This window comes from Maricaulis sp. (assembly GCF_030149425.1).
In the GTDB taxonomy this organism is placed as follows: Bacteria; Pseudomonadota; Alphaproteobacteria; order Caulobacterales; family Maricaulaceae; genus Maricaulis.
Window position 1 is genome coordinate 1 of sequence record NZ_JASBRQ010000066.1, and the last position, 17,794, is coordinate 17,794.

Genomic DNA, 17,794 nt, shown 5'->3' on the forward strand with positions numbered 1-17,794 from the left:
CGAAGATCAGGTACATCGTGCCGATGTCTTTGTGGTTGGTGGAGTAAACCCACCGCTTCCAGTCCCACATGCTGGGGGTGTGATCGTCGTGCATTGCTGCGTCAGCCATTGCTCGGCCCTTCCCTTAGTCCAGCTGCGCCATGCGCGTTTCACGCGCGGCGGTATATTCGGTGATCAGTTGATAAGCGTCCGTGGAGTATGGATCCTCGGCAGACAGCTCGATCCAGCGATCGAAGACTTCCTGGCTCACGACATGGACTTCGATCGGCATGAAGGCGTGGCGGATACCGCAGAGCTCGGAACACTGGCCGTAGTAGACGCCTTCGCGGTCAACGCGGAACCAAGTCTCGTTCAGGCGGCCCGGGATGGCGTCCATCTTCGAACCGAAAGCCGGCATGGCCCAGTTGTGGATCACGTCGCCAGCCGTGACCTGCAGGCGCACCGTGCTGTTGACCGGGATTACGATCGGCTGGTCGACCGCCAGGTTACGCGGCTGGTCCGCGCGCAGATCGGCTTCCGGCACCATGGTGGAGGCGTATTCCTCAATGCCGTGGTCCGGATAGGAGTAGCCCCAGTACCACTGATAGCCGACAGCCTTGATGGTGAAATCGGATTCAGGAATTTCGTCCTGGAAGTACAGGATGGGGAAGGAGAAGAAGGAGATGAAGATCAGGATCAGGATCGGAACACCCGTCCAGATCACCTCAATCGTCGTGTTGTGGCTGAATTTCTTCGGCTCCGGATTGGCGCTACGGCGGTAGCGGATCATCACATAGGCCAGCAGGCCCATGACGAGGAGCGTAATCGGGACGATGATCCACAGCATCAGGTTATGGAAATCATTCACCCGGTCCATGATCGGCGTAACACCGGGTTGGAATCCGAGAGCACCATTGGTGGGCTGGCCGTAGACCGGAGCCGCAAGAGCACCGTCAGAGGTCAAGGCCCAGGTCAGGGCGGTGAGCGCGAAGGCTGTCAGAAGACGCATGGCTTCCCCATACAAGTCAGGCGTTAAGGCAGGCACCCCTGCCGATTGGCGCGGAATATAGAGCCGGACTTCCTTGCTGTCAGGTCATCTACGGTATTTTTTGTAGTACTGATCGCAGAGCCCAGAAAAAAGCCCCGAAATCTAGTCAGGACAAGGCTTTTCGCCTTTGTTCAAAGCGCTTTGCGTTGGGTCCGGCGGGTTTCATGTGCTAACTTTATGGCCTCATCGACGCCGGCATGGAGCCTATGATGCGTCCTTATGTCCCAATCCTGGCGCTGCTGGCGCTGATTTCCGCCCCGGCGGCGGCCCAGGTCACGGTGCTCGGCGAATCACCGGCCGCCTCCTGCTATCAATCCGCCATTGCCGCACGGTCGGATGCCTTCGCCCTGACGGATTGCGAACAGGCGCTTGAGCACCGGCAATTGCCGCGCCGTGATCGCGCCGCGACCCATATCAATATGGGTATCGTCCTCCTGCACAGCGCCCGCTTTGAGGACGCCCTCGCCTCCTTCGACGAAGCCGAAGCGCTCACCGTCGGCATGCGTGGTGCGCTGGCGGTGAATCGATCCAGCGCCCTGATCCGCCTCGGTCGCTATCATGACGCCATTGAACAGACCGGTATCGCGATCGAAGCAGATGAGGCCAATCTCGCCGATGCCTGGTTCAACCGTGCCATGGCCCTGGAGCGGCTCGGCGACATCCCCGGGGCCTACCTGGCATTGACGCGTGCGCTGGAAGAACGACCGGGCTGGCCAATGGCCGAACGGGAGATGCAACGCTTCTCCGTTGAAGACGGCAGCTGACCGGCCATCACCCGCGCTGAACAGTTTTCCTGCCGCCAGCGAGTTTCCTCCGGCGCCGGGCTCCACTATGTCTTTAGGTACAGACCGCCAACACCAGCCTCAGGACCGATGCCATGAGTGATGATCCGATCGAGCAATTCGACTTTGACGCCGACAGTGTCCATCCGGTCCTGGCCGATGCGATGCACGGCGCCGATGATGGCGAGCTGTTCCTGGAAACCGCGAGCTCGGAAGCGCTGGTCTTCGACGATGGACGGCTGAAATCGGCCAGCTTTGACGCGGAACGGGGTTTCGGCCTACGGTGTGTCTCCGGCGAAGCCTTTGGCTATGCCCACTCCTCCGATCCGACACTGGACGCGGTCAAACGGGCCGCCGAGACCGCCTCTGCCGTCAAGCGTGGCGCTCCGGCCGTGCTCGCTGCACCGCCCGCCGGCACCAATCGCAAACTCTATGACAGCGTCGACCCGGTCGCGGCGCCGGGCTTTGAGGTCAAATCCCAGCTGCTGCAGGAGATCGACGCCTATTGCCGCGCCAAGGATCCGCGCGTGGTCCAGGTCAGCGCCTCGCTGGCCGGTTCGCGCCGCGCCATCTCCATCATCCGCGCCGATGGCGATATGAAAACCGATATCCGCCCGCTAGTCCGGCTCAATGTCTCGGTCACCGTGGAACGCGATGGCCGCCGTGAAACCGGCTCGGCCGGAGCCGGAGGTCGGGCGCTGTTCGATGCCTGGATCAAACCGGACGCCTGGAAAGCCCAGGCCGACGAGGCGCTGCGTATTGCCCTGGTCAATCTCGACGCTATCGATGCTCCGGCCGGGGTGATGGATGTCGTGCTCGGCGCCGGCTGGCCCGCCGTCCTGCTGCACGAAGCCGTCGGTCACGGGTTGGAAGGTGATTTCAACCGCAAGGGCTCGTCCGCTTTTGCTGGGCGTATCGGGGAACGAGTCGCCGCCCCCGGTGTCACCGTGATCGATGACGGCACCATGCCCGAGCGCCGCGGCTCGCTGACGATTGATGATGAAGGCACACCGACCGAGCGCACCGTGCTGATCGAGGACGGCATCCTCGTAGGCTATATGCAGGACCGGATGAATGCGCGTCTGATGGGACAAAAGCCGACCGGCAATGGCCGGCGCCAGTCCTATGCCCATGCACCGCTGCCGCGCATGACCAATACCTACATGCTCGGCGGCTCGCACAAGCGCGAGGAGATGGTCGAAAGCCTGAAGGACGGGATTTATGCCGTCAATTTCGGCGGCGGCCAGGTCGACATCACCTCCGGCAAGTTCGTCTTCCAGTGCACCGAGGCCTATCGCGTCGTTGACGGCAAGATCGAAGCCCCTGTCAAAGGTGCCACGCTGATCGGCGACGGCCCCAGCGCCCTCACCCAGATCACCATGATCGGCGATGATTTCGAAATGGACCCGGGCGTCGGTGTCTGCGGCAAGGCCGGCCAGGGCGTACCGGTCGGTGTCGGCCAGCCGAGCCTGAAGATCGCGGGCCTGACCGTCGGCGGCGCTGGCGGCTAGAGCGCCAATATTACCGAATGCTAACGCCTCTCACACACCTGTGAGCCTTGTTACGGAAGGTTACATATTAATTACGGCAGCACTGAACTATCCCTCTTCCCGGGAATGTTGGGCGGGCACAGCACCCTGGGGACTTTATGCGAGGGTTATTTCTCAATGCGGTGGCTTCCACCGCTCTGCTGACGGCAATGGGCGCACCAGCCGCGGCAATCCAGACCGAGATCGCGGCCGATTGTGCTGTAGCCATTTCCGGCTGCGCCAATGTCGCGAGCTCGCAAGTGGTCACCAGCAATGGCGTTGCTATTTATGCCGCCGGCTTCTTCCAGACCTACTCACCGGTTACGGCCCTGGACATGGTCCAGCGCGTGCCCGGCTTCTCCCTGTCTGGCGGGGATGAGGGCCGGCGCGGACTGGCCGACAGTTTCGGTAATCTGCTGATCAACGGATCGCGGCCGTCAAACAAATCGATCTCGCTACAGACCGTGCTGCAACGGATCCCTGTCGGCGATGTCGAGCGTATCGAGCTGGTCCAGGAAGCCCTGCCGCAATACGACATGCGGGGCCATCCCCGGCTGGTGAATGTGATCCTGCGCGAAGGTGCGGGCAATGCCGGCAGCTACACGCTGCTGGCCCGCCTGTCGGACGCCAACCGCGTCGGTCCCAATATGGACCTGTCCTATTCCACACGGGCCGGCGATGCCGAGTTCACCTTCGGCCTCGAAGGCGGCTGGTCGGGCAATCGCGTCCGCCGGCGCGAAAAACTCCTGGTCGATGGCGGTACGCGCCTGACCGAACGTCGTTTCGACAATGACCAGCGTCACTTCCAGCGCATCGTCCCGACTTTCACCATGAATTGGGAGATGTCGGAACGTTCCACCCTCCTGTTCGACGCACGGGCAGAATGGTGGGAATGGCGCCGCACCCAGCGTTCTTTCATCGACAATCCCGATGGCGACCGCATCCGGTTCGAACAAAATGCCACTGATAATTCCGGCGATATGTGGTCGGCGACCGCCACCCATACGTTCGAGCTGACGCCGCAGCTCTCGCTGCAGACTATTGGCCTGATCAGCCGCGAACAATGGGATGACGGTCCGGAAGCCTTCGAGACCTTCACACCGACCGCCGGCTTTGTCGGGGCGACGATTTTCGAAGCCTCGGGCGAATATGAAGAAACCGCCCTGCGCTCGACCGTGTCCTGGAACCCGAATTCCCGCCACAGCCTGGAATTCGGCGCCGAGACCGCCATCAATGCGCGCGACTCGGCCTTCTTCCTGTTCGACGATGACGGCACCACTATCACCCCGATCGACGTGCCGGTCTCGGTGACCCGGGTTGAAGAAACCCGCAGCGAGCTGTTTGCCAATCACGTCTGGTCGGTCAGCGACCGGCTCAGCCTGGAAACCGGCCTGCGCTATGAATTCTCCGAGATCGAGCAGACCGGCGATGCCGAGCAATCGCGCTCCTTCACCTATGCCAAGCCTTCGGTGACCCTGAATTGGCGCCATGATGACGAGAACCGTTTCCGCCTGTCGGCGCGGCGCGATGTGGCCCAGCTCAGCTTCGGCAAGTTCGCCAGCTCGGTGGACCTGTCGGACAATAACTCCGTGCTCGGCAATCCCGACTATGTGCCCCAGCGCACCTGGACGGTGGAGGCGGAATGGGAACGCCGGTTCGGCGATGGCTCCTTCTCCCTCGTCGTCGGACATGACTGGGTCCAGGACCTCGATGATTTCATCCCGGTGGTGTCGGGCGGTGAAGTCTTCGACGCCCCGGGCAATATCGGTGATGGCACCAATTTCCGCGTCACCGCCAATCTGACCACACCGCTGGACCGGTTCGGGCTGCGCAATGCTGTGCTGGATACTTTCCTGGAGTGGTACAACACCGATGTGGAAGACCCGCTTACCTTCGAGAACCGGCCCTGGTCCGGCTTTCGCGAGTGGGAGCTGCGGCTGGATTATCGCCAGACCTTCCCGGAAGCCCAGATCGCCTGGGGCTGGGATTATTTCTGGCTCTCCGATGGCGAGATCTATCGCGCCCAGGAATTCCGCCTGCAGGGCTTCACCGATGGCGATCTCGATCTTTATGTCGAGACCACGCGCTATTGGGGTGTCACCATTCGCGCCGGCATTGATGGCGTGATCAATAATGGCGATGACCGCGAGCGGGTCTTCTATGACGGCTCGCGCGCCGACGGCATTATCGACGCGATCGAGTATCAGAACGCCTCGATGGGCGACACGGCCTATATCCGTGTCCGCGGCACCTTCTAGGCCGACATCACAAGCTGCACCAAGGCGCCGTTCCGGCGGCGCCTTGGGCGCCGGCGGAAAATCATGCTAGGCTCAGCCCGTGCTCGGGGGTAGCGCCGCGGACCCCGATCCGCCCGGCGCCGACAAGATGGTTGCGATGCAAGCAGCCAGGGAGGCCTGATGCAGAATTTCCGTGCCAATATTCTCTCCACATCCGTCATCGCGCTCGGCATAGCCGCGCTCGCTGTGGCTGCGCCGGCCAGCGCCGGGTCCGGCTCTCAGGCGGGCGCCCAGGCAGAAACGCAAACCGTCCCCATGCAGCGCATCGGTGAGACATTCGTCGCCATGCCCGTACGCATCGGCGATGGCGACACCATGAACTGGGTCGTCGATACCGGCGCCAGCCATTCCGCCATCGCCCAGCCCGCGGCGGAGCAATTCGGCTTCGTCTCGCAAATGCCCCATCCGGAATATGACGGCCCGCACAATGCCGAGCTGGACGATGTGCAATCCCTGACCAGCCTGTTCCAGGCCGAACGCTTCCAGCTTGCAGACGTGCGTATTGCCAACCGGCCGCCGGTCGAGCTCAACGCCGTCGTCGTTCCCGTCACCAATGACGAGCCGGCCGTTGTCGCTGGCCTGCTTGGCGCCGACGCTTTCAGCGATAGCGATTACCGCATTGATTTCGCAGCCGCCGAGATGGAATTCGGCCCGCTCCGCGTCGCTCATGTCGACGGAGTTCTGAGCGAGGAGCTGCAGATCGTTTTTGGCGCTGCGCGGGTTGACCGCTTCCGCTCGCCGGTCCGGGTAATGATCGACAGCGGTACGCCCCGTACGGTGATCAATGGCTATCTGGGCACCCGCATGCGGCTGCGCGAGCCGGGCCGTTATGAGGTCACGGGCGTTGATGGCCGTAGCTCTCATTCCGCCATTACCGTGCCGATACGCGGCATCCAGTTCGGCGGGGTGTGCCTCTATCGCACCAATGTTCTGATGGCCAATCTGGATATTTTCACCGCGCTCGACTGGGTCGATGAACCGGCCATGGTGATCGGCATGGACCTGCTGCAGCACGCCGAGATCACAGTCGACCAGGAAACCGGCCAGGTCCAGATCTCCATGGGCGGCGATGCGCGCGACTGCCGCCGCGACCGGGTGCAATGGTCGACCTTCGACGACCGCCCATCCTGAGGCCTTGACCAGCGGGGACAAAAAAGGCCGCGGAGCACAGTGCTCCGCGGCCTGATTTATTTGGGTTGGCGAACGCGCTTACGGCGCGTCAGAGGAGCGGTCCATGGACTGACCGCCGGCCTCGGTCTCGCGCGGATGTGGCTTCATCGTGTCATCAGCCGCACCCATCAACCATTTAATGACCGGCGAAAGGAGCAGCATGCCGACCGCGATCCCCATCGCGATTAGGCCAACGTTCGAATACACCTCGGCATAACTCGCCTTGGCGGCTTCTGCGTCGATGATCTGACCGGCAATCGTCTCCGCACCGGTCCGGGCCGCGATCACGCCCGAGAGATAATTCGACAGCCCCGAGAACAAGAACCAGGCACCCATCGTCATACCGACCACACGGGCCGGCGCCAGCTTGGTGACCGCAGACAACCCGACCGGGGAGAGCATGAGCTCACCCATGGTGTGGATCCAGTAGATCAGGAAGACAAAAATAACCGGCGTCAGTGCGCCCACGCCCGTCGCGCGAATACCAAGCACGAGGACATAGAAACCCAGACCCGCCATGAAGACGCCCAGAGCGAACTTCACCGGCGTCGAAGGATTAAGTCTACGTTTGGCCAACGCAATCCAGAGCCACGCCAGTAGGGGCGCGAAGACAATGATGAAGCCCGAATTCAAGCCTTGGAACACTGGCGAAGGCACTGACCATCCGAAAATGTTTCGGTCAACAAGGTCAGCGGTGAACAGATTCAGCGAGGAACCCGCCTGCTCGAACAAGGCCCAAAACGGGATTTGCGCAATAATGAAGTAGATTGCGGCCAGCATCTGCCCGCGCTCAGCACCTTTGGTGAAGAACAAAGCATAACCGACCATGACGGCAAGCATCAGCGCGCCGAGCGGTCCGAGAATATCGCCGACATATTCGGCATTCATAACCAGAAGCATGGACAGGGCTACGATGCCGAAACCGGTGATATAGCAGGCCCATTCGACATTGATTGGTCCCAGAACACGCTTTTTGAGCAGCTCCAGATTTGGCGGCTCGGCTTTCCCTTCAAGCCACGGCTGGAAGAAGAGGAAAGTCAGGAGACCTGCGAGCATACCGATACCGGCCAAACCGAAACCGTAGTTCCAGCCGTATTTGATGCCGATTATGCCGATGGTGACCGACGACAGGAAGGCACCGAGATTAATGCCCATGTAGAACAGGGTGAAACCGGAATCCCGGCGGCTATCCTGTAAGCCGTAGAGCTCGCCAACAATGGTCGAGATATTGGCTTTGAGGAATCCGACGCCAGCGATAATGAGCGCAAGCGAAAGATAGAGAATGTTGACGAAAAGCGATTGCTGCTCGGTGCTGATGAGATCATCGGTCAGCGGGATAACAGCCGGAGATCCGACAGCCGCCGGATCAGTCACCAGAATTGTCCGAGCGCCTTCTTCACCACCAAAGGTAATCGCCGAAGACCCACTGTCAGAGACAATCATCTGGACCGCATCGCCGCCGCGGCCATCAAGCGTCAGCTCATATTGGGCCCCCTCGTAGGTGAGCACCTGACGCGAACCGTCGCCTTCAAATGCCATCATCCCGTGCCCAGCAACAAGCAGAATGGCGCCAAACGTCACGGCTTTTCGTTGCCCGAGATAGCGGTCAGCCAGAGTACCGCCGATGATCGTCATAACGTAGACGAGTGCGATGTAGGCACCGTAAATGATGTTGGCCTCGCCGCGCTCGAACAAGAAGTGCTGCGTCAGATAGAAGATCAGCAGCCCGCGCATTCCGTAGTAGGAGAAGCGTTCCCACATCTCCGTCAGGAATAGGATCGCCAGCCCTTTCGGGTGGCCGAAGAAGGAAGTATCCCGCTTCTCGGCCGGCGTCGGCGCCTGTTCAGGCGTCGTAGTTGAATCTGTCACTCATTCCTCCCCATGCCCGCATCAGCAGGCGATACTCAATCGCGCGCACTTGACCATGCGGGGCGGGCCAGCTCAAGCCTTACGCGCTGTGGGGATATTGAATTTGGCGTGATCCGACGTGCCTAGTAGGCGCACTCGGTGAAGACCGGCTCGATCGAGCCCTTCCACTCGCCCTCAAAGCGGGCAATCAAATCCTCGGCGCGCGTGCGGCCGGATTTGACGATGTCGTCGAGCTCATCAAGGAAGAGGCCCTCATTCTCGCCATGCCCGTTGAGCCGGGCGCGGGCATTGAGGCCCGAGCGCGAAATCTTCAGCACCTGGCGGGCCAGCTCCTGCATCGTGCCGCCGCCGGGCGCCGGGGCGTTGAGGCCCAGCTTGGCGGCATCGATACGCAGCTGTTCACGCTCCTCGGCGCTCCAGCCCTTGACCACGTCCCAGGCCGCATCGAGGGCAGAGCCGTCATACATGAGCCCGACCCAGAAGGCCGGCAGGGCGCACAGGCTGTCCCAGGCACCGCTATCGGCGCCGCGCATTTCCAGGAAGGTTTTGAGGCGCACTTCCGGGAACAGGGTGGAGAGATGATCTTCCCAATCGCTGATCACCGGTTTCTCGCCCGGCAGGATGTCCAGCTTGCCCTCGAGGAAGTCGCGGAAATTGAGGCCCGTCGCGTCGAGATATTCGCCCTTGCGCTTGACGAAATACATCGGCACGTCGAGCGCCCAGTCGACATAGTTTTCAAAGCCGAAGCCGTCCTCGAAGACGAAGGGCAGCATGCCGGTGCGATGCCGGTCGGTATCGGTCCAGATATGGGCCCGATAGGAAAGGAAACCGTTCAGCCCCTTGTCGGCAAAGGGCGAATTGGCGAACAGCGCCGTCGCTACCGGCTGCAGGGCCAGGGAGACACGGAACTTCTTGGCCATGTCGGCTTCATCGGAGAAGTCGAGATTGGTCTGCACGGTGGCCGAGCGGAACATCATCTGATGGCCCAGCGTGCCGACCTTGGGCATGTAGGCCTTCATCAGCCCGTAGCGGGCCTTGGGCATCATCGGCGTGTCGTCCAGCGACCATTTCGGCGAAAAGCCCAGCCCCAGGAAGCCGGCGCCAATCTCGTCGGCGACTTCGCGCACTTCGCGCAAATGCTTGTTCACCTCGCCGCAGGTCTGGTGGACCGTTTCCAGCGGCGCACCGGAAAGCTCGAACTGTCCGCCCGGTTCCAGCGTGATCGAGGCGCCCTCGCGTTTGAGCGCCACAACATGGCCGGCCTCGACAATCGCGTCCCAGCCAAAGCGCTGCAGGCCTTCGAGCATTTTCAGAACAGTCGGACCGTCGCCATCATAGGCAAGCGGGGTGTGATCATTCAGGGCAAAGCCGAATTTCTCGTGCTCGGTGCCGATACGGAAATCGGTTTCAGGCTTGCAACCCTTGGCCAGATAGGCGCTCAGCTGTTCGAGATTTTCGATGGGCGCGCCTTCGCCGCCCTGATTATACGTGCCGCTCATCGAGCCCCCGCCAATCGGAATTTCCGCAACAGATATGTGGGTGTGCCCGGTTGAACAAGGGTTCAGGTGTGAGAATCACGCCCTCGTGAGCGTCAGCTCCAATCCCCGCAGGCGCTTTGCCACAAGGTTAGCGCGGCGATGGCCGCGGTCTCCGCACGCAATATGCGTGGCCCCAGCGAAACCGGACGCACAAAATCGAGCTGGCGCAAACGATCCCGTTCCTGCGGCGAGAAACCGCCCTCGGGGCCAATGAGGATCGCCGCCGGCCCGGGCCCTCCGAGCATGTCCCGCATCGCCGCGGCACGGCCGTCATCTCCACCCCAGGGGCGGGCACCATCATCACCGGCCTCGTCGCAATAGATCAGCGTGCGTGTCTCGTCCCAGCTGTCGAGGACACGGTCGAGCTTCGCCAGAGGTACAATCTCGGGCAAGTCGAGGCGCTCAGTCTGTTCGGCAGCCTCGCGGGCAATCGAGCGGAAGCGGTCCTCATTGATGCGTTCGGACTGGGTGCGCGTTGTCGTGACCGGACGGATGCGTTTGACGCCGAGTTCGGTGGCCTTCTCGACAATGAGATCGGTCTTGGCGCGTTTGACCGGGGCAAACAGCAGATCGAGATCGGGTACCCCGGCCTGCTGGCGTGTCTGTTCGGCCAGGTCGAGCATGGCGTGTTTCTTGTTGGCGTCGGCAATCTCGGCCCGCCACTCGCCGTCGCGGCCATTGAACAGCCGCACTGTGTCGCCGGCGGAACGGCGCATGACATTGATCAGATAGTGGCTTTCCTCCCTGCCCAGCGGCAGGCGGGCAGCGGAGCTCAGCTCCTGATCAAGATAGAGGCGCGGATCAGTTGTCATACCATCTGCTTTGCCGTGTGCTGCATCGCCGCGTCAAGCATGCCTTGAATTGGCCGCAGCCCGGTGCAAAAGGGGATCGCATGCAATTGAACTTCGACCGCCGCGTAGCCGATTCCCTGCCCCAGACCTGGGTGGATCGCGCACCGCTGGCTCTCCGCCCCTATCTGCGCCTGGCGCGCTATGACCGGCCGATCGGCTTCTGGCTGCTCGCCCTGCCCTGCTGGATGGGTCTGGTCGCCGCCAGTATCGGCACCGGCCTCAGCCTGGTCGATTTCTACTACGCCATCCTGTTTGCCATCGGTGCTATCGCCATGCGCGGCGCCGGCTGTACCTATAACGACATTATCGACCGCGATCTCGACGCCCGGGTCGCGCGCACGGCCGACCGGCCGCTGGCCGCCGGCACGGTCTCGCTGAAACAGGCCTGGGCTTTCCTCGGCCTGCAAAGCCTGGTCGGGCTGATCGTGCTTGTCCAATTACCGCTGATCGCCATCCTGACCGGGCTCGCCGCGCTCCTGCTGGTCGCGGCCTACCCGTTCATGAAGCGCATCACCTGGTGGCCGCAGGCCTGGCTGGGACTGACTTTCAACTGGGGCGTCCCGGTCGCCTGGGTCGCAGCCTCGGGGGCTTTTGAGCCCGGCCTGTTCGCCCTCTATGGCGCCATGATCTTCTGGACGCTGGGCTATGACACGATCTACGCCCACCAGGACAGCGAAGACGATGCTCTGGTCGGTGTGCGCTCAACCGCCCGCCTGTTCGGCGAACATTCGCCCTACTGGATCAGCGGCTTCTATCTGGTCACCGCCGTGTTGACCGGGCTGACGCTCTATCTGCAAGCCGCCTCGCCGTTTGCCGTCATTCCCTTCGCCCTGTTCTCGGCCCATCTGTTCAACCAGATCCGCCGCCTCGACCCGGCCGATGGCGTGCTGTGCCTGGACATTTTCAAGTCCAACCGCATCACCGGCCTCTTGCTGGTCGCGACCTTCGCCGTCGCGGCCGTGCTGACATGATCAACCAGGCTGTCCCCGCCGATTTCATCGCCGATCACACAGCGCTGATGGCCCCGCCCCTGGTGCCGGAACTGCAGCTGCACCTGGCGACCGAGACGGTGGAAATCTGGCAGCACACCGAAGAAGCCCTCGGCGAGATGGGCCTGCCGCCCCCCTTCTGGGCCTTTGCCTGGGCCGGCGGGCAGGCCCTGGCGCGCTATGTCATCGACAACCCCGATATCGTCGCCGGCCAGCGCGTGCTCGATTTTGCCGCCGGCGGGGCCATTGCCGGGCTCGGCGCGGCCAAGGCGGGAGCCCGCGCGATCATCGCCAGCGAACTCGATGCCTTCGCCATTGCCGCCTGCCAGGCCAATGCCCAGGCCAATGGCTGCGAGATCGACACCGTGCTGGGCGATATTGTCGGCACGGATGAGGGCTGGGATGTGGTGCTGGCCGGCGATGTCTTCTATGAGGACGAACCGGCCCGGCATATCGGCGGCTGGCTGGAAAGCCTGGCCCGCCGGGGCGCCCGGGTGCTGATCGGTGATCCAGGCCGCTCCTTCCTGCCGCGCGGGAAGCTGGACCGGCTGGCCGAATATTCCGTGCCGGTGACCCGCGACCTGGAAGACCGCGAAATTCGCCAGGCCAAGGTCTGGCAATTCAAGCGCGCCTGACCTGGACTTACATCCCTGTGTCGAATTTTTCAGCAAAAAAAGTTTGCACACGAAGCGTATCTATACGACACTAGATGTCTGGTCTGTTTTCCAGGCCGCCGTGGCGTTGCGTCATTTTTCACCGATTATCCGAGGAGAAGCCCATGGCTCGTGTCCGTGCCGTAGACCGCCGTCTGTTCCTGCTGCTCGAAATCGCTGCCCGCCGCCTCAATCGCGATATGGATGCGCGCCTCAAGGCTGAAGCCGGCGTCACCTCTGCGCAGGCTGCCGTTCTGTTTCTGCTGGCTCGCCGCGGTGAACGCCGCATGGGCGAGATCGGCGACATGCTGTCGCTCAACCCGCCCGCCGTCACCGGCCTGATCAATCGCATGGCCGCGCTCGACCTGGTGTCCAAGACCGCGTCGCCGACCGATAAGCGCTCCGCCATCGTCTCGCTGACGGAAAAAGGCCGCGCCATGGGCGATGCCGCCGAGCACGTCTTCCGCGATATGAACAATGAGCTGGAGACCCGGCTGGGAGATGAAGACAGCGATATGCTGCATCGGGTCCTGACCAATCTAGCCGTGGACGCCTGATCGCATTAACGTCGCCTCCAAATAATAAAGGAGGCTCGTGTGAGCGATCTGGTTCTGGTCGAAGATGCGGAGGGAATCCGCACAATCCGGTTTAACCGTCCGGACAAAAAAAACGCCCTGACACGGGCCATGTACAGCGCCGCAGCCGACGCGCTGGAAAGCGGCGATGAGGACCCGTCGGTCAAGGTCTTCATGATTGCCGGCAGCGACGGTGTCTTCACCGCAGGCAATGACATTGTCGACTTCATGGAACGCCCGCCGCATGTGGGCGGGGGTGACCTGCCGCCGGTCGAGCGCTTCATGCGCGCCCTGTTCAGCGCCAAGAAGCCGGTCGTTGCCGCCGTCGACGGTCTCGCCATCGGCATCGGCGTAACGCTGCTGCTGCACTGCGACATCATCTATTGCTCCAACCGCTCGACCTTCAAAACCCCCTTCGTTGATCTCGCCCTGGCGCCGGAATTCGGCTCAAGCCAGATCATGCCGCAATATCTCGGTCATGCCGTCGCTGCCGAGCTGCTCATGCTCGGCAATACCTGGGGCGCCGACCGCGCTTATCAGACCGGCCTGGTGAACGGCACTACCCCGCCGGAGGCCCTGGAAGAAACCGCCCGCATCGCCGCGCGCAATCTGGCCGCCAAGGCTCCCGGGTCGCTGCGCACTGCGAAAGCGCTGATGAAGCGCCCGCCGGAAGACATTGTCGAACGCATCTCCACCGAGGGCGGCATGTTCGCCGAACTGCTGCGCTCAGAGGAGTTTGCCGAGGCCGCTGCGGCCTTCATGGAACGGCGCAAGCCCGACTTCTCGAAATTCGGCTAGGGGGCTGATCATGTTGCGTTGGATTGGCGGCATTGCCGCTGCACTCGTGCTTGCCGCCATCGTGGCGCTGAATGTCTCCAAGGTGGGCCGCATCTACCTGCCCTCGGGCACCGGCATGATGGCGAAACAGCTGTGCTCCATGGTCTTTGTATCTGACCTGGATGCCGATTACGCCCGCACGATCTATCTCGATCCCCTGATGGGCGAGGCGGCCGGCTTCATCAATGCCGATATCGATTATGAGCGGCAGACGGTATCGACCAATATCCTCGGCCTGTTCTATCGCAAGCACGCCGCCTTCCGGGACGGTCTGGGCTGTACCCTGGTGCATCACCGAGGCCAGTTCGACGCCGACCTGGAATTGCTGCCGCGACAGGACTTCCAGCCGCTGCAGCTCGATGCGGCGCACCGCGATCAGTACTTTGACGGCGCCGCCCTGGAAGCGGCCGTGCTGGGCGGATTTGATGATCCGCAGGCCGACCGCCGCAATACGCTCGGCGTCGCCGTCCTGCACCAGGGCCGCCTGGTCGCCGAGCATTACGCCCCCGGTGCCAGCCGCGAGACCCCCTTCCTGGGCTGGTCGATGACCAAATCCGTCACCGCCACCCTGGCCGGCGCGCTCGAGCATGATGGCCGGATCGACATCACCGCGCAGAATGCCGTCCCGGCGCTGACCCCGGAAGGCCACGGCGATATCACGCTGGAACACTTGCTGCGCATGACCGGCGGTCTGGCGATCCATGAACTGAACAACGGTATGGATCCCAATTCCCAGCAGCTCTTTACCGCCAGCGACATGGCGCGTTTTTCCGCCACGCGGCGGCAATTCGCCGAGCCGGGCGAGCACTGGGAATATATGAGCGGGCAGACCAATCTGGCGATGAACGCGCTTCAGGCCGAGCTCGGCACTTCGCTGATGGATCAGCTGGCCGCGGTCCGCGCGGAGATCTTCGAACCGCTCGGCGTCTATTCCGCCATTATCGAGCCCGATGAGGCGGGCACGCTGGTCGGCTCGTCCTACATGTACGCCACGGCGCATGACTGGGCCCGGCTGGCCCAGCTTTATCTCGATGATGGGGTCTGGAATGGCGAGCGCATCCTGCCGGAAGGCTGGGTCGAGCGCACCACCACCCCGACCGAGGGTTCGGGCGAGGCCTATGGCATCGGCTTCTGGCTTGCGACCGAGGGCGATAACCTGCCCGAGGGCACCTATTTCATGAACGGGTTCCAGATCCAGCTGGCCATGGTGCTGCCGGAACAGGAGCTGGTGATCGTGCGCTTTGGGGCCACCAATAATATCAGCGCCGGCGCCTTCGACATGACCCGCGCCATCGTCGCCTCAATGCGGAACTAGGCTGCCGCGCCGACCAGCGCAGGCGTCTCCGCGATCACGCCGTCATAAATGGAGGTGCGGACCTGTGTCCGCACCTCCCCGGCGGTCGGGACAACCGTTTGTAACTTCTTGATCAGCGGCGATGGCGTGGACTCCGGCCGGGCTGCCCCAACAGCCCAGTTCTTGTATTCCCGGCCCTTGACGGGGACGCATTCCAGCACGCGCGGCTCGCCGAAGCAGCGGTCGGTGCGAAGGCTGTCCATGAGGGCGTCGAGCTGCCCGAGCTCGCCCTCCAGAACCGTCAGGAAATACCCGGAGTCCCAGACCAGCGCCCCCGTGATATGCCGGTCTATGCATGTCTTCATACAATGCGCGAGGAGCTTGCCGAGATCGCCGTTGAGCGCCCCAACGCCCAATGCGACGCCGGCCCGCGACACCATCACGCTTGAATACAACATGCCGCCATCCCGCCGCCTGATCGATGCGCCGGGTTTAGGCAGCGGATTTGAAAAATCATTCAAAAATAAGCCTCGAATTAGGCTCAAATTTTCAGCGAAATTGCGTCAAATGCGCTCGATTGCCTCAGGCGCTTTTTTTCTCGCCTCAACCGCCCTAGTTTGCGGGGCAGAAGAGGACGCCCATGGCCTATAAATCACTACGTGAATTCATCGATTTACTGGAAGAACAGGGCGATCTGGTCCGCATCGACCACCCGGTTTCGACGGATAAGGAGATGACCGAGATCCACAAACGGACCCTGCATGCGGGTGGGCCAGCGCTGCTGTTTAATAACGTATTCAACGAGAAGGGCGAAAAGTCGCCCATGCCTTGCTTGGTGAACCTGTTTGGCACGGTCAAGCGCGTCGCCATGGCGGTCACCCTGGGCGATGAGCACCGCACCACCGGCGAAGAGTTGCGCGAAGTGGGTGAATTACTTGCCTTCCTGCGCCAGCCGGAACCGCCGCGCGGCATCAAGGACGCCATGGACATGCTGCCGCTGGCCAAGACAGTCATGTCGATGCGGCCCAAGACCGTGTCCAAAGCGCCATGCCAGGACGTCGTCCTCACCGGCGATGATATCGATCTCGACAAACTGCCCATCCAGACCTGCTGGCCGGGCGAGCCGGCGCCGCTGATCACCTGGCCGCTGGTCGTGACCCAGGGCCCCAATGTGCAGGGCGATCGCCAGGACGACTACAATCTCGGCATCTACCGCATGCAGAAGCTGGGCAAGGACAAGACGCTGATGCGCTGGCTCAAGCATCGTGGCGGGGCGCAGCATTATCAGCGCTGGAAAGACAAGAAGCCCGATCCGCTGCCCGCTGCTGCCGTCCTCGGTGCCGATCCGGGCACCATCCTGGCTGCCGTGACCCCGGTCCCCGATACGCTGTCGGAATACCAGTTCGCCGGTATCTTACGCGGCAAGAAGGCCGAGCTGGTGGATTGCAAGACCATCCCGCTGAAAGTGCCCGCCGAGGCCGAGATCGTGATCGAGGGCCATGTCATGCTCGACGAGTACGGCCCGGAAGGCCCCTATGGCGACCACACCGGCTATTACAATTCCGTCGAGCATTTCCCGGTGTTCAAGGTGTCCGCCATCACCATGCGTAAGGACCCGATCTATCTGACGACCTATACCGGTCGCCCGCCGGATGAGCCGGCCATACTCGGCGAGGCCCTCAACGAGGTTTTCATCCCGCTCCTGCAGCAGCAATTCCCGGAAATCCTCGATTTCTGGCTGCCGCCGGAGGGCTGTTCCTACCGTATCGCCGTGATCTCGATGAAGAAGGCTTACGCCGGTCACGCCAAGCGGGTGATGATGGGCGCCTGGTCCTTCCTGCGCCAGTTCATGTACACCAAGTGGATCATCGTCGTGGACGAGGACGTCAATGCGCGCGACTGGAAGGATGTGATGTGGGCGGTTTCCACTCGCATGGACCCGGCCCGCGATATCGTCACCGTCGAAAACACCCCGATCGACTATCTCGACTTCGCCTCCCCAGTCTCCGGCCTCGGCTCCAAGATCGGGCTCGATGCCACCAACAAGATGGGCAATGAGACCCAGCGCGAATGGGGCGAGAAGCTGGATATGGACGACGCCACCAAGGCCAAGGTGGACGAGATCTGGGGAGCGTTGGGGATCAACATCTGATCCTCTCCGCGGACACTGCTCGTCTGTTGTCGGATACTCGGCCGGATTGGCGTAGGGGCTTATCTCGCACACCCCACCTTCTCCCCGCCTGGGGAGAAGGAAATCGTAGCCGGCCCCAACCTCCACCGCTTTCCCCGACTTCATGTCGGGGCCCGGCGTTATCCCGGCGTTGATGACTCTTGGCGCTGGCGGTTCCAAGAGTCATCAACGTCATCGTCCCCACCAGGCCCC

Annotated in this window: 15 protein-coding genes; 10 read left to right on the forward strand and 5 right to left on the reverse strand. The window is 62.3% G+C overall.

The annotated features are described in order from the left end of the window. Positions 1-124: 124 nt before the first annotated feature. A complete protein-coding gene (gene coxB, locus Q1V57_RS11475; protein ID WP_300530832.1) occupies positions 125-988 on the reverse strand; it encodes a cytochrome c oxidase subunit II in 864 nt (287 codons plus the stop codon). A gap of 248 nt (positions 989-1,236) precedes the next feature. Here coxB and Q1V57_RS11480 point away from each other — a divergent pair, with 248 nt between their 5' ends. The 4 genes from Q1V57_RS11480 to Q1V57_RS11495 all read left to right on the forward strand — a co-directional run bounded on the left by Q1V57_RS11480 (position 1,237) and on the right by Q1V57_RS11495 (position 6,766). Beyond that, complete coding sequence (locus tag Q1V57_RS11480; protein ID WP_300530834.1) at positions 1,237-1,791, forward strand: tetratricopeptide repeat protein; 555 nt, start codon at positions 1,237-1,239, stop codon at positions 1,789-1,791. 113 nt (positions 1,792-1,904) lie between these two features. Beyond that, on the forward strand, positions 1,905-3,320 hold the full coding sequence (gene tldD / locus Q1V57_RS11485; protein ID WP_300530838.1) for a metalloprotease TldD: 1,416 nt from the start codon (positions 1,905-1,907) through the stop codon (positions 3,318-3,320). Positions 3,321-3,457: 137 nt separating this feature from the next. After that, positions 3,458-5,596 carry a TonB-dependent receptor gene (locus tag Q1V57_RS11490; RefSeq protein WP_300530840.1) on the forward strand — a complete coding sequence of 713 codons (2,139 nt, stop codon included), beginning with the start codon at positions 3,458-3,460 and terminating at the stop codon, positions 5,594-5,596. Between the two features lie 159 nt (positions 5,597-5,755). Beyond that, entirely contained in the window at positions 5,756-6,766 is a 1,011-nt protein-coding gene (locus Q1V57_RS11495; RefSeq protein ID WP_300530843.1) for an aspartyl protease family protein, read from the forward strand. Positions 6,767-6,844: 78 nt separating this feature from the next. On the opposite strand, the gene Q1V57_RS11500 is transcribed toward Q1V57_RS11495, so the two are convergent. The 3 genes from Q1V57_RS11500 to Q1V57_RS11510 all read right to left on the reverse strand — a co-directional run bounded on the left by Q1V57_RS11500 (position 6,845) and on the right by Q1V57_RS11510 (position 11,024). Beyond that, on the reverse strand, positions 6,845-8,566 hold the full coding sequence (locus Q1V57_RS11500) for a peptide MFS transporter (protein ID WP_366145140.1): 1,722 nt from the start codon (positions 8,564-8,566) through the stop codon (positions 6,845-6,847). A gap of 230 nt (positions 8,567-8,796) precedes the next feature. Beyond that, complete coding sequence (locus tag Q1V57_RS11505) at positions 8,797-10,173, reverse strand: glutamate--cysteine ligase (protein WP_300530848.1); 1,377 nt, start codon at positions 10,171-10,173, stop codon at positions 8,797-8,799. 92 nt (positions 10,174-10,265) lie between these two features. Then, a complete protein-coding gene (locus Q1V57_RS11510; RefSeq protein ID WP_300530850.1) occupies positions 10,266-11,024 on the reverse strand; it encodes a 16S rRNA (uracil(1498)-N(3))-methyltransferase in 759 nt (252 codons plus the stop codon). 80 nt (positions 11,025-11,104) lie between these two features. Between Q1V57_RS11510 and ubiA the strand changes: the two genes are divergently transcribed. The 5 genes from ubiA (at position 11,105) to Q1V57_RS11535 (ending at position 15,432) form a co-directional block, all read left to right on the forward strand. Beyond that, positions 11,105-12,034 (forward strand): 4-hydroxybenzoate octaprenyltransferase, encoded by a 930-nt coding sequence (gene ubiA, locus Q1V57_RS11515; protein WP_300530851.1) that lies wholly within the window; start codon positions 11,105-11,107, stop codon positions 12,032-12,034. Then, complete coding sequence (locus Q1V57_RS11520; RefSeq protein WP_300530854.1) at positions 12,031-12,687, forward strand: 50S ribosomal protein L11 methyltransferase; 657 nt, start codon at positions 12,031-12,033, stop codon at positions 12,685-12,687. Before ubiA ends, Q1V57_RS11520 begins: the two co-directional genes overlap by 4 nt. Positions 12,688-12,830: 143 nt before the next feature. Next, positions 12,831-13,262: a MarR family winged helix-turn-helix transcriptional regulator gene (locus Q1V57_RS11525; RefSeq protein ID WP_300530857.1), complete on the forward strand. Its 432-nt coding sequence runs from the start codon at positions 12,831-12,833 to the stop codon at positions 13,260-13,262. Between the two features lie 39 nt (positions 13,263-13,301). Continuing rightward, complete coding sequence (locus tag Q1V57_RS11530) at positions 13,302-14,078, forward strand: enoyl-CoA hydratase-related protein (RefSeq protein WP_300530859.1); 777 nt, start codon at positions 13,302-13,304, stop codon at positions 14,076-14,078. Between the two features lie 10 nt (positions 14,079-14,088). Further along, positions 14,089-15,432: a serine hydrolase gene (locus Q1V57_RS11535; RefSeq protein ID WP_300530862.1), complete on the forward strand. Its 1,344-nt coding sequence runs from the start codon at positions 14,089-14,091 to the stop codon at positions 15,430-15,432. Here the strand turns inward: Q1V57_RS11535 and Q1V57_RS11540 are convergent. Then, positions 15,429-15,869 carry a BLUF domain-containing protein gene (locus tag Q1V57_RS11540; RefSeq protein ID WP_300530864.1) on the reverse strand — a complete coding sequence of 147 codons (441 nt, stop codon included), beginning with the start codon at positions 15,867-15,869 and terminating at the stop codon, positions 15,429-15,431. The two genes, Q1V57_RS11535 and Q1V57_RS11540, sit on opposite strands and share 4 nt — an antisense overlap. A 182-nt stretch (positions 15,870-16,051) precedes the next feature. Between Q1V57_RS11540 and Q1V57_RS11545 the strand changes: the two genes are divergently transcribed. Continuing rightward, positions 16,052-17,563 (forward strand): UbiD family decarboxylase, encoded by a 1,512-nt coding sequence (locus tag Q1V57_RS11545; RefSeq protein ID WP_300530867.1) that lies wholly within the window; start codon positions 16,052-16,054, stop codon positions 17,561-17,563. Positions 17,564-17,794 lie beyond the last annotated feature (231 nt).